14 protein-coding genes and 2 tRNA genes are annotated in these 12,772 nt (G+C 36.7%); 4 read left to right on the top strand and 12 right to left on the bottom strand.

The features are described from left to right. Positions 1–48: 48 nt before the first annotated feature. Positions 49–1,011, top strand: a complete 963-nt coding sequence (locus tag ERK18_RS08195) for a D-2-hydroxyacid dehydrogenase (protein ID WP_187155051.1) — start codon at positions 49–51, stop codon at positions 1,009–1,011. A 131-nt stretch (positions 1,012–1,142) separates the two neighbouring features. Then, positions 1,143–1,907, top strand: coding sequence for a MerR family transcriptional regulator (locus ERK18_RS08190; protein WP_187155050.1), 765 nt, complete (start codon positions 1,143–1,145; stop codon positions 1,905–1,907). Positions 1,908–2,033: 126 nt separating this feature from the next. Here the strand turns inward: ERK18_RS08190 and ERK18_RS08185 are convergent, their stop codons facing one another. From ERK18_RS08185 to ERK18_RS08160, 6 genes are all read right to left on the bottom strand, one after another. Further along, complete coding sequence (locus ERK18_RS08185; protein ID WP_046331642.1) at positions 2,034–2,789, bottom strand: BspA family leucine-rich repeat surface protein; 756 nt, start codon at positions 2,787–2,789, stop codon at positions 2,034–2,036. A 118-nt stretch (positions 2,790–2,907) separates the two neighbouring features. Further along, the gene (locus tag ERK18_RS08180) at positions 2,908–3,660 is read right to left on the bottom strand and encodes a hypothetical protein (protein WP_187155049.1); all 753 of its coding nucleotides are present in this window, start codon (positions 3,658–3,660) and stop codon (positions 2,908–2,910) included. A 38-nt stretch (positions 3,661–3,698) separates the two neighbouring features. Then, a complete protein-coding gene (locus ERK18_RS08175; protein ID WP_187155048.1) occupies positions 3,699–4,409 on the bottom strand; it encodes a uracil-DNA glycosylase family protein in 711 nt (236 codons plus the stop codon). Between the two features lie 112 nt (positions 4,410–4,521). Continuing rightward, entirely contained in the window at positions 4,522–4,755 is a 234-nt protein-coding gene (locus ERK18_RS09640) for a hypothetical protein (protein ID WP_187155047.1), read from the bottom strand. 219 nt (positions 4,756–4,974) lie between these two features. After that, positions 4,975–5,047: transfer RNA gene (locus ERK18_RS08165), tRNA-Thr, on the bottom strand. A 67-nt stretch (positions 5,048–5,114) separates the two neighbouring features. Continuing rightward, positions 5,115–5,873 carry an NADPH-dependent oxidoreductase gene (locus ERK18_RS08160; RefSeq protein WP_187155046.1) on the bottom strand — a complete coding sequence of 253 codons (759 nt, stop codon included), beginning with the start codon at positions 5,871–5,873 and terminating at the stop codon, positions 5,115–5,117. 140 nt (positions 5,874–6,013) lie between these two features. Here ERK18_RS08160 and galE point away from each other — a divergent pair, with 140 nt between their 5' ends. Next, the gene (gene galE / locus ERK18_RS08155) at positions 6,014–7,006 is read left to right on the top strand and encodes a UDP-glucose 4-epimerase GalE (protein WP_187155045.1); all 993 of its coding nucleotides are present in this window, start codon (positions 6,014–6,016) and stop codon (positions 7,004–7,006) included. Positions 7,007–7,097: 91 nt separating this feature from the next. Here galE and ERK18_RS08150 read toward each other — a convergent pair whose 3' ends face one another. Continuing rightward, complete coding sequence (locus tag ERK18_RS08150; protein ID WP_187155044.1) at positions 7,098–7,673, bottom strand: GNAT family N-acetyltransferase; 576 nt, start codon at positions 7,671–7,673, stop codon at positions 7,098–7,100. A 185-nt stretch (positions 7,674–7,858) separates the two neighbouring features. Here ERK18_RS08150 and ERK18_RS08145 point away from each other — a divergent pair, with 185 nt between their 5' ends. Continuing rightward, positions 7,859–9,229: an amino acid permease gene (locus ERK18_RS08145; RefSeq protein WP_187155043.1), complete on the top strand. Its 1,371-nt coding sequence runs from the start codon at positions 7,859–7,861 to the stop codon at positions 9,227–9,229. A 118-nt stretch (positions 9,230–9,347) separates the two neighbouring features. On the opposite strand, the gene ERK18_RS08140 is transcribed toward ERK18_RS08145, so the two are convergent. From ERK18_RS08140 to ERK18_RS08120, 5 genes are all read right to left on the bottom strand, one after another. Then, positions 9,348–9,710: a DUF956 family protein gene (locus ERK18_RS08140; protein ID WP_046331633.1), complete on the bottom strand. Its 363-nt coding sequence runs from the start codon at positions 9,708–9,710 to the stop codon at positions 9,348–9,350. Between the two features lie 6 nt (positions 9,711–9,716). Next, on the bottom strand, positions 9,717–10,631 hold the full coding sequence (locus tag ERK18_RS08135; protein WP_187155042.1) for a PTS system mannose/fructose/sorbose family transporter subunit IID: 915 nt from the start codon (positions 10,629–10,631) through the stop codon (positions 9,717–9,719). A gap of 27 nt (positions 10,632–10,658) precedes the next feature. Next, positions 10,659–11,468 carry a PTS mannose/fructose/sorbose transporter subunit IIC gene (locus ERK18_RS08130; RefSeq protein ID WP_187155041.1) on the bottom strand — a complete coding sequence of 270 codons (810 nt, stop codon included), beginning with the start codon at positions 11,466–11,468 and terminating at the stop codon, positions 10,659–10,661. Between the two features lie 17 nt (positions 11,469–11,485). Beyond that, positions 11,486–12,496: a mannose/fructose/sorbose PTS transporter subunit IIA gene (locus tag ERK18_RS08125; protein WP_187155040.1), complete on the bottom strand. Its 1,011-nt coding sequence runs from the start codon at positions 12,494–12,496 to the stop codon at positions 11,486–11,488. 171 nt (positions 12,497–12,667) lie between these two features. Further along, positions 12,668–12,740 (bottom strand) — tRNA-Asn (locus tag ERK18_RS08120). Positions 12,741–12,772 lie beyond the last annotated feature (32 nt).

Genomic DNA, 12,772 nt, shown 5'->3' with positions numbered 1-12,772 from the left:
TATGTAGTAAACTATAAGGTATAGATATATTATATGTGAGGTTGAATTATGAAAATCGTTAATTTGGATAGTTATGCCTTAAATCCAGGAGACCTAGATTGGTCACCTCTTAAAAAACTAGGTGAATGCAAATTTTATGATCGTACCCCAGTGGACGACGATGAGGAAATTTTAAGGCGGATTGGGGATGCTGAAATTGTTTTGACTAACAAAACGCCACTTGACCAACATGTGCTTGAGACCGCTCCCAACGTTAAATACATTGGCGTGACTGCTACCGGTTACAATATTGTCGATACGACTGCAGCTCGTGAAGCTGGCATACCTGTTACTAACATCCCTACTTATGGTACTGATGCCGTTGCGCAATTTACTTTTGCATTGCTACTTGAAATTACCAGTCAAGTCGGTTTACATAATAAATTAGTCCATGAAGGTCGCTGGAGCAGCAACCCTGATTTTACTTTTTGGGCAAAACCGTTAATGGAATTGAAAGGTAAAACGTTAGGACTCATTGGCTTCGGTCACATAGCAAAAAAAGTGGCAGAAATCGGCCATACTTTTTCTATGAATGTGATTTTTTGGAACCATCGTCCTAAACTGGGCTTACCTGATTACGTTAAGCAGGTTGAACTTGATCAACTTTATCAAAAAGCAGATATCGTCAGTTTACACGTGCCGCAAACACCGGCAACCACTGAAATGATAAACCAAAAAGCAATTAGTCAAATGAAAGATGGCGTCATTTTAATTAATACTGCTCGCGGCGGTTTAATTAATGAAAAAGATGTCGCCGTTGCTTTAAATGAAGGAAAGATTGCTGCAGCTGGAATTGATGTTGCACAAAAAGAGCCAATTCCTGCTGACAGTCCACTTCTTTCTGCTAAGAACTGCTACATTACCCCTCATATTGCCTGGGCACCACGCGAAACCCGCAATCGCTTACTGGGCATTGTCGTTGAAAATCTGCAGGCATTTCTAAATGGTGAAAAATTAAACGTCGTAAATTAAATATCATAATCAAAAACCAGTAATCTTGATTGAGTTACTGGCTTTTTTATTCTCAAAAATCATTTTCCGTGCTTGACCTTGACGCTACGTCAACCAATATACTAAATTTTGCAAGTGAGGAGATTTTAAACATGTCGTATTCTATCAATGAACTAGCAAAACTAGCTGGCATTTCAACACGAACTTTACGCTATTACGATAAACAGGGACTTTTAAAAGCGCGCAGGAATCCCGAAAATAATTATCGCTATTATGAGGAAAGCGAAGTTGATCAATTGCAGAAAATTCTATTTTTAAAGCTATTTGACTTGCCACTGGAACAAATAAAACAGGTAATGCAGACTTCAACGGAAACTCAATATCAAGTTTTACGAAGTCAGCGAAGCAAACTAGTTGCGCAAGAGCAATATCTAGATGATTTGATTAGGAATTTAGACAAGACACTTGCAACAATGAAGGGAGAAGCACAAATGACTGACACGGAAAAATTTGCCACATTAAAAAAAGAAATGATTAACAAAAACGAAAGACAATATGGCGCTGAAATTAGGGAGAAATATGGTGATCCTCAAATAGATCTTAGCAATCAAAAATTTAGCTCTTTATCTGCAGATGAATTATCACATTTCAAAAAACTGAATGCTGAAATTTTAACTGAATTAAAAGACTTTGATAATACTGCTGGTGTCAAACAAGCTGCTGCCAAGCACATTTTCGAATTACATAAAGAATATTTACTGATAATTTGGCCTAAAAGCCAATATTCGGCAGAGGCGCACAAGAATCTCGCCCAAATGTATGTCTGTGACGGACGTTTTAGCAAATATTATGAAGAAGCCACGGGCAACCCTGACGCTGCGAAAATATTGAAAGCAATCATTGACTACTATGCGTAAGACTCTTTAATCTATATAAAGTTAGTTGCAAAATAAAACCTTTCAAATACAAATTCATTAAGAATTGTTTTGAAAGGTTTTTTGTTTAAAGTGATTTTATATTATTATATCAACTTTATCTGAGGCCTAGTCGTCATCTTCATCATCTTCATCAAAACCAATAATTTTGACTTTGGTAGTATCAAGGCCATCAAATGTATGATCTGTCAGCTTTACTCCCCAGCCAGTCAGATTGATTTCAATTAAAGATGTATCACCTGAAAACATACCTAACCTGTCAGCATAATAATCAAAAGAACTTTCATCCCAACTACTTAGGTCAAGCCGAGTCAGTTTTCTGTCGTTAAAAAACATATAGCTAACATCTTCAGCTTTACCAGTATCTACCTTATCAAGACCAGCAATGTCCTGTAACTTATATAATCTGGCAAATAAATATTCGGAATTGCTTGATAAAGCAATATTGCTATCAATACTTATATGTTCAATATCAGAAGGCTTAAACATATTTTTCTTAGAAACATGTTTCTTAGCATTATAAACGGCATCATAAATCGGAGTACTACCTAATTTATTACTATTTACACCTTCTTTAATATGCAAGGTTTTAGTACTAGGATCGAACTTCAAAATACAATCATTACCATATGAATAATTACTAATATCAACCTTTTTATTAACATTGGCAGTTTTATGGCTAGTTACCGCCTTCTTGACCTTTTTCTTTGCTTTTGCGTGTTTTTTCTTTTTGGCTTGAACATTTTGAACAAGATCTGCTTTCTCAGGAATCACATTAATAGCAACTCCGCCCAAAATGCCTGCAATTGCAGAACTAACTAGCAACTTACTGGTGAATTTTTTGATATTATGATTAACTTTCATTTTTTCTTTCCTTCATAAAAAAACTATTTCTTTAACCATAACTAATTTTAGATCTTTTATACATTTATTTTCAATAAGAAAAGACATAAAGACAATTATTTCGTACCTAGTTTTACTCTCAACTGCAAGAATCCAAATCTTTAAAATCATTCCGGCTCCATAACCATAATGGATTTTGCAAGTCGGTTGGCACAAATTCTGTTCCCTGCAGTTCTTTTGCCCAAGTACTAATCACAAAGGTCTGCACTTTAGAACTTTCCATTTGTTCTTTAGTAATTAAGCCTAATTTGTAACTTGCTCTGATTACATGCCTGTCTGCAGCAATATAAATATTATTAGTATTTTTTAAAGGAATAGCAGTGTATTTACTGAGAACATACAACCAATAGTTACAAAGCTTATTACCAGACAAATATGGAAACTTTTTCTTGGCATCTTTTTGCATAAAATGCCTAATCTTATTCACATCATTATCCAAGCTGTTAGCGAATTTAATAACACTACCATCAGAAAGCTCTGTAAATGTCTGACATAATTTAAGCCAAATGTCTGTCTGCTTGTTCTTTTGCAAAGCAAGCCGATACTTAGTCAAACCTTTTTGCACTGCTTCATACTCAGCATTAATCACTTTTGCCGGTATAAAAACAAAATTAGTTTCTGGATCTTCATATGTCTTCAAGGCACTTTCCCACAAAGTATAGGAATTTCTCTGATAGTTTAAGGCCATTGGCAGCGTGAAATAAAGCGCATTTTCATTGGAACTTGGATCTAAGTTGGGGTTGCTATCTTCAGGTAAAGCAGTATCACCTAAATCGCCATTTTGGTACATTTGATAAATTTTTCTTGCTTTTTTAAGAATTACATCAGACATAAATTGCTGACCTCACTTATTTTTCAAACTAACGCTTATTATTTATACATCAAAGCATCCAAGTATTTATGCAAATATTTCTCTTTTTCTTCAGGATGATATTGTGTAATAAAACGCGGATGCTCAAGTGGAACTATTTTTTGAAAAAAGCGCCACTTTTTATTAATTTTGCTCAGTTCTTGATAATTTTGACTACTGCCTATGCAGTAACAAATAGAAGTATCAATTCCAAAGTTAATTTGCGCTTTAAGCGCAGAAATTATAAAAGAAGTTAGTATTCCTTCAACTCGCTTGTTTTCATAATAATTGCAATTTATCTGGTTACCTTTGGAATTGGTCTTGCAAATACCCAAGGGACAAACAAAATTGAGATAAAAATCATGATAAAACTTGAGCTTTCCACCGTATTTATCTATGACTTCATTTAAAAAATTAGAAGCTGCATTATTAACATGAAAATTTGCTATTGAAATTCCTGTTTCTTTTTGGAGATTTAAAGCATCTTCAAAGGGAATTCCAGTTATTGCCGATCTTTTTCTCGCTGGACAACTGCCCAATATTAAGCGTCGCCTGTTAGTGTCATTGAAATATTTGTGATAGAAAATTTGGATCATTTGTAAAATTTGTTTTTTATTTCTGCCACTATAAGGATTAATTAATTTATAAGGAGCCGGTAAATCAATTTTTACATTACCTAATTCCTGATCAAATTGAAAAACTTTATCTGAAAAAGTTTGTTTTTGCTTCATAAATGCCAGCTACCTATCAAGTTTCAAAAAAATCTATAAGCAAATTATAGTACATACGTTAGTAGCAATGCTAATTTTTTTTAAGATTTTGAATTAAAATAAAGGATTAGTCCTACGCTTTTGGACTAAGTTCTAAACCTGTAACCAACATTGGGATGTAATGAACTCTTGCCAATGGTTTTTGTTTTTTATCAAAAGTTAAAAGTATGTTAGAGTCAGTGAAAATTAATGCAGCTCTATTGGTTACGTTCGCTATTAACAAAGTTTGGTAAGATACTAAAGTTGCTATATTAGCAGCAGTTGAGACAATTCCAGAAATAATTCTCATAAAAATCAAAAAAGTCAAAGCTAATAACTACGACTTCCTTTTTTACTCAATTAATTTTTTAAAGTAAGTGATCTCTAAACATTCTTTTGGCATAACACGGAAATACTTTGCAATTTCACTTCAAAACGTGTTCCGTATCGTGTGCATAATTATCTTTAATAAACAAAAAATAACCTTAATTTACCAACAGAAAACACTGATATATCAAGGTTGTTTTACCAATTTTATTCTTCTGAATGCTGATTGCCAGAATCGAACTGGCGACCTTTTCTTTACGAGGGAAACGCTCTACCAACTGAGCTAAATCAGCAACTTTCACAACGTTTAAATTATACCAAAACAAAAAAAGTCATGCAATCGAATGCGCGACTTTTATTTTATTTCCAATCTAGGCAAAGCTCTTGCTTGTGCAACAATTCTGGCAACTCGTCACGATCAATTCTCTTATCGTTTAACTTGTCACCAGTTATTTGCTTGGTAAAAGAATCAATACGTCTATTAGCATCCCGCAAGTCATAGTAAGTGGTAACGACTTGGTCATAGTCTTTCAAGTCTGCCACTTTAAAATCACGCGGATACTCATTTTCAAAAGTTGTAAATGCTAGTGGCAAGCGCGGTTTCAATTGCGGCTCTTGGTCAGGAACACCCACTTGCATCCCTAACGCTGGAAACGTCAGTTTAGGCAAATCAAGCACTTCCAACATTTTTAACGGGTGATCATTAATGGTACCTAGAGGCACATAACCAAGATCCATACTTTCAACAGCATTAGCCACATTTTGCCAAGCAAGTAATGTGTCATCCATCCCCTGAAAGAAAATGTCAGTGGTATGAACACGTCCGTCATCTTTACCTAACTGGCGGCGAATTTGTTGGTTTCGGTATAAATCCACTACAAAGATAAACAAATCTCCTTCAGCACCAACATATTTTTGTCCGCACAATTCCCTGATTTTTGCCTTTTTAATTTCATCAGTAATATGAAGCATTGTCGCATTTTGCATAAACATGCTCGTCGCGGTGTGTTGAAAAACGGTGTATAAAGTATTTAATTGTTCTGCACTTAGTGTTTGATCTTTAAATTTTCTGATAGAGCGATGATTAATTTGCTGGTTAATTGTGGAATTATGAATCATTTTGATACTTCTTTCTAACTATCTTACTAAAAGTAACTGTATTGCAAAATGATTTTACTGTCAATAATTGTCTTTTAAATTAACAGACTGTGCTAAAATTTAGACAGAAGATCATTACCATATATTAATTGGAGGAATTTATGCGCGTTTTAGTTATCGGCGGTGCTGGGTATATTGGCTCGGTAGCTGTTAAAAAATTAATTGAACAAAATAATGATGTTGTTGTCCTTGACGCTTTGTACACTGGGCACAGAAAAGCTGTCAACTCTAAAGCCAAGTTTTACCAAGGAGATATTGAGAACAAGTTTTTAGTTAGCCAAATATTGCGTCAAGAAAAAATTGAGGCAGTTATGCACTTTGCTGCATATTCTTTAGTGCCTGAATCTGTGGAAAAACCACTGAAATACTATGATAATAACGTTTCAGGTATGATTGCGCTCCTAGAAGCAATGAAAGATGCCGATGTAAAATACCTTGTCTTTTCTTCAAGTGCGGCAACTTACGGCATCCCTAAGAAATTGCCAATTACTGAAGATTCACCGCTTAATCCGATTAGCCCTTATGGCGAAACCAAAGTAATGATGGAAAAAATCATGCATTGGGCAGATAAAGCTGATGGTATCAAATCAATTGCACTGCGCTATTTCAACGTTGCTGGTGCTGCAAGTGATGGGTCAATTGGAGAAGATCACTCTCCGGAAACGCATTTAATTCCTAATATTTTAAAAAGTGCTGTCAGTGGCGATGGTAAATTTACTATTTTTGGTAATGACTACGACACTAAAGATGGCACTAATGTCAGAGATTACGTTCAAATCGAAGATCTCATCGACGCGCATGTACTGGCACTAAAATACTTAGTTAAAACTAACAAGTCCGATGTGTTCAACCTTGGAACTGCTCATGGCTACTCCAACTTAGAAATCTTACAAGCGGCTCATAAAGTTACCAATGTTGAAATTCCATATACTATGGGACCACGCCGTGCAGGTGACCCTGACAGTCTAGTTGCAGATTCAACCAAAGCCAGAACTATTTTAGGCTGGCAGCCACAACATGAGAGCGCTGAAGATGTAATGGCAAGTGCATGGAAATGGCACCAAGCTCATCCTCAAGGATACGAAGACAAATAACAAAGTGTGTGGGAAAAAGAATCAAGTTACCCAAGCAAAAGAACGACGAAATCCGTAAGGAAATCATCGTTCTTTTTTCGCGGTCTGAGAACTAGTTTTTTCCCAGACCCTTTTTTGAGTAGTTTTTAGAATTAAATGTGATATATAACTCCATATCACAGAACTTACCGTGATACTTAACTTCATCTTTAAGCCTGGCCACATATTCAAAGTGCAGCCTATCTGCAATGGCTCTACTAGGTTTATTATTATGATCTGCCAGTAATTTAATACTGTGTAATCCAAACTGGTTGAATGATACGTCTACTAACTTTTTAACGGCCTGAGTCATGATTCCGTTACCCTGATATTTTTGCCCCAGCCAATAGCCAATTTCGCCGCTTTCATTTTTTAACTTAATATTGTGCAGGTCAACCATTCCCGCTGGTTTGCCATTGACAAGAACAACTAGTACCAGTTTCTTATAATTAGCGGTGTCAACTCGCATTGCCTTAATAAAATCAACTTCATCTTTTACACTCGCAATCTTACCTGCCCAAGGTAAAAAATGTGCCAGCTGATCACGGTCATGGACAATAATTTCGTATAAGGTTTCCGCATGACTGACTTCCGGTAATACCAAACTAATATCCAAGTTATTTACAGTAAATTGGCCAATGGTAAACATTAAATCTTCCTCCTTAATTTATTTTTAATAAAATATATGATACTACAATTTGTCTTTAAATAAAGCCCTTTTTAACATAACAAAACTTACAATTTGACCAAATTTTATTTTGTTAAAAACATACGCTTTTGTATAATGCTATAATTTAATAATGTAACTAATTTTTAAGTATTTGGAGTGATTTAATGAGCGAAGAAGAAGAAAATAACGGTTCTGGTTACGAACGAACCTTGACAAACGCGCATATTCAATTGATTGCCCTGGGTGGGACAATTGGTACAGGTTTATTTCTAGGTGTAGGTAATAGCATTAGACGAGCCGGTCCTAGCGTCATTTTAATTTATGCCATTGTCGGTATTTTCTTATTTCTACTTATGCGAGCTTTAGGTGAGCTCATAATTTCAGACTTATCTAAGCATACATATATTGACTTTATCGAAAAGTACTTGGGTAAAAATATCGGGTTTATTTCTGGTTATCTCTACTGGATTAGTTGGGTAACCCTGGGTATGGCAGAAATGACAGCCTTGGGAATATATTTTCAATACTGGTTTCCCCATTTGCCTACGTGGGTGCCTGGTTTAGTAACCATAGCTGTTTTGCTATTTATCAATTTGCTTTCTGCCCGTCTTTTTGGCAATCTAGAATTTAGTTTTGCCATAATTAAGATTGTGACGGTTATTGCATTCGTGATTTTAGTAGCCTATTTATTAATAACTGGTGGCAAGACCTCTTTTGGACCCGTTACTCTAGCTAACTTGTCCACAAATGGCGGCTTTTTTGCTAAAGGCGGCACCGGGTTCTTTTCCGGTTTTCAGATGGTTATCTTTAGCTTTGTTGGCGTTGAACTAGTCGGATTAACTGCTGCAGAAGCGCAAAACCCCAAAGTAACGATTAGAAAGGCTATTAATGAGGTTCCAATGCGCATCATTTTATTCTATGTGCTAGCCATTATTGCTATTTTAGTAGTGATTCCCTGGGGTAAGGTGGCTACTAATTCTAGTCCATTTGTACAAACTTTAGCGGCAACCGGTATTCGCAATGCTGGTTCAATCATTAATTTCGTGGTTATTTCAGCAGCCGTTTCTTCAACCAATAGTATTCTTTACAGTGCAGGCCGGTTATTATTTTCTGTTACTTTTAACGGTAAGGGTAAATTTAACCAAACATTTGGACATTTAAGAAGACAATTGCCCCAAAATGCTTTAACTTTATCAGCATGCCTAATGGCCTTAGCACCATTTGTTATCATTGTCATCGGCAATGAGGCATTTAATTTTATTTCTTCAACCTCCACCAGTATGTTCTTAATTATCTGGTGCTTGATGCTTTTAACCCACATTGCTTACCGCAAAAAGACACCTGCACAAGAACTTACCGATTTTAAAATGCCTGGTTTTCCTTTCTGGGACTATATCACCTTGATCTTTTTCATTTTGATGATTATATTACTGCTGATTTTGCCTGAAAACAGGATTTCCATGATTTCAGCACTGTTAATCTTTATAGTTTTGTCAACCCTGTCTAAAATTTGGCACGAAGAAAAGAAGGCATAGCAATTCAAGCTTTATAAAAGAAAGTTGCTGGTGAATTGGGTGTTGTGGAAAAAATAAATATTAAAAGCAAGAATTAAGTAAAAAAATTCCTAGACAATTGATTTTGTCTAGGAACTTTTTATTTATGCATTATTCTTCTTTTGATTTTTTGCCACAATCCAAGTGCCTGCCGCATTCTATTGGCAGGGACATACTTACGAATAGCGCGCAAAGTTTTTTTATTATTACGTGTTGTAAAAATAAATTTTCCGTTTGCACGAGTGCGAATTTCAAAACGAGGTATATAACGTCCATGGAAATAAACATCCGCCACCACATAAGTAACTTCTGGCCACGGAATCTGAACATAATCAGAGATGTTGCGGTCATTATAGAATTCAAATGCCTTATCTCCGACCATTACTTTACCGTATGTAGATAACGAGCGAAACCAAGTCGCATTTGTCGTTAAATCAACTTTGGTGTTACTTGATTCAACCATTTTAGATTAAAGCACATGCAGAACATGCAAAACGACACCAACAATGAAGATGGCAATAATAATTACGATTGGTGAAACTTTCTTCTTTAGCAACCACATACACAGGAAAGTCAAAAGTAGTCCAGCTAAACCAGGGATTAAACTATCCAAGTTGTTTTGCAAAGTAGTAACTTTAAACTTGGTTAAAGACAAGCCATTTGCCTGATCAATTAAAGCTTGTTGAATACCTTTAGCACCGGCTGGAAGTGAGCCCCAATCAATATAGCCACCCTTTTGGACAGGCGTCTTTGAAACAATCGGAGTGAACTTAATGTTAACCCAGCGTTCAATCAGGGAGCCTAAAACAAACATACCCATCATCGAAGCTCCACGGGTTACCTTTTGCAATAGACCACCAGACATATCATTAGTAATCGCAGAACCAGCCTTGTAGCCAAATTCCTGTGTGTACCACATGAAGGCCAATCTAATTACGTTCCAAATAACGAAGAACAAAATTGGTCCTAAAATATTGCCTTGAATAGCCATTGAGGCACCTAGAGCACCAACAATTGGCCGTACAGTGTACCAGAATACAGGATCACCGACACCGGCTAAAGGTCCCATCATTCCAACCTTAACACCTTGAATAGCTTCATCTTCAACTTTAGCTCCGTTAGCCTTATCCTCTTCTAATGCTAAAGTAACACCGAGAATTGGAGATACTAAGTAAGGATGAACGTTAAAAAAGACTAGGTGTCTCTGCAAAGCAGCAGCCATATCATCTTTTTTAGGATAAAGTTTTCTTAAAGCAGGAATAAGTGAATATGCATATCCACCATTCTGCATTCTTTCGTAGTTCCATGAAGCTTGCAAAAATTGTGAGTGCCACATAACTTTGAAGCGGTCGGCTTTAGTTAATTTTATTTTTTTATCAGCCATTGTAAAATCCTCCTCTTAAATATCACTCTAATAGTCATCTATGATATCGCCGAGTGGATCGCCGGTACCTTCATCATCAGAATTTGAACTGCTGTTATTGCCAACTTTTGACTCTAATGCTAAATACATGAGAGCCATTGCCAAACCAATGGCACCCAAAGCAATCAAAGTTAAATCTTTAATAGCTGCTAAAGCAAAACCGATAGCAAAGAACGGCCAAACTTCACGGCTGGCCATCATGTTGATCACCATTGCGTAACCAACGGCAACAACCATGGCACCACCGATTGACATACCATCACTTAGCCATGCTGGCATTAAACCTAGCCAATATTTAACAGTCGATGCTGGAATAGCTAACAGCAATGCAGCTGGAATGGCAATTCTTAATCCTTGCAGACAAACGTCAATCCATTGCCACATATTAATTTTACGCCAATTACCTTTTTTAGCATCTGCGTCCATAATGTGTACAATACCAGTAGAAATCGTCCGCACAATCATAGTCAAAAAGAGTCCAGCAACGGCCAGAGGCATCGCAATACCTGTAGCCATCCCAATACCCTTTGTTCCTTGACCACTTTGAACCAAAATAATAGCCGACGCAACAGAAGCTAAAGCAGCATCAGGCGCAACAGCGGCACCGATATTAGCCCAACCCAAGGCTATCATTTGTAAATAACCACCTAGGATAACACCTAAAACCAGATTTCCGGTTACTAAGCCAATTAATGTACAAGCAACCAATGGTTGATGAAATTCCCATTGGTCTAAGATGCCTTCCATACCTGCAAGAAAGGCAACTATGACAACTAAAATCATTTGAATAGCGTTCATTTTTTACTCCTATTCTCTTACTTGTTTTGCTCGTCAAGCAAACTTTGAGCTTTATTTAAAATAGCTTCCATATTGCCTTCTTTATCAGTTGGAACTTTCCGCACGTCATACTTAACTCCCATTTTTTCAAGTTCGTGGAAAGTATCAACATCTTCTTGATTCATAGACAATACATTGTTAGCATTGACATCTCCAACTTTATAGGACATTGAACCAACATTAACTGTTTTAATGTCTACACCTGCTTTTATAACTTTTAAAACATCTTCTGGATTTTCAAAAAGTAGTAAGGCGTGCGTGTTACCAAAACGGGGATCCTTAGCTATCTCAACTAACTTGTTCAACGGTACAGTGTGCGCTTTAACACCTGCAGGTGCAGCTTCACGAATCATGCTTTTACGCATTTCGTCTTTAGCTACATTGTCTGAAACTACAATAACCCGGTCTGGATGCATAGTTGGTATCCAACCAGTAGCCACTTGGCCGTGTAATAATCGTGAATCGATCCGAGCTAAAACAAATTTAATGTGACCATCACCAACAACAGTGCCTTCCGGGATAGTCTTCTTTTTAGCTGAAGATGCTGCTTGTGCCTGCGGTTTTGTACCTGCAGTTTCCTTTGGCATTAATTCTGCCGGCTTGATTTTAATACCATCTTTTGCTGGCTCAACAACAGCTGTTGCAATTTGATGAGCGGTAATGTCAGGGTTTGTCATCCTCTGAGTTAGAGCTTCAACAACCATTGGTAAATTCATACCAGTGACAACTGCCCAATTAGGATGCTTTTCAAGCAGAGTATTAGCTTGATTAAACGGCGTACCTCCCCACAAATCAACTATTAACAGTACTTCATCCTGATTTTCAAATGAAGCAATTGCTGTTTCCATTTTGCTTCTTATATCATCAGGCCCTTCATCGGGCTTTAAAATGACATGAGCAAAATTGTCTTGTTCGCCAAACAGCATTTGCACAGACTGCGCAATTCCATCGGCAAATCCACCATGGCTGGCTAAAACAATTCCTACCATGAGATTTCCTCCTTTAGATAAAATGTATCCGATAATATTGTACCGTGAAACAGGCTCTGTGTCACATTTTCTAACCATTACCTAACATTTTTCTAATATATAAGGACTAACACTTTATGCTTAATAAATAGATAAAAAAAGAGAACCCGCAGGTCCTCTTCTCTTTGCTCGCTCCGGCTGTCAGACTCGAACTGACGACATCTTGATTAACAGTCAAGCGCTCTACCAACTGAGCTAAGCCGGATTGCTAAAAAGCACGGCAGCGTCCTACCCTCG

Source organism: Lactobacillus kimbladii, assembly GCF_014323605.1.
GTDB classification, from domain to species: Bacteria; Bacillota; Bacilli; order Lactobacillales; family Lactobacillaceae; genus Lactobacillus; species Lactobacillus kimbladii_B.
Note: the sequence above shows the minus strand (reverse complement) of the source record. Positions and strands in the feature narration are given on the sequence as shown.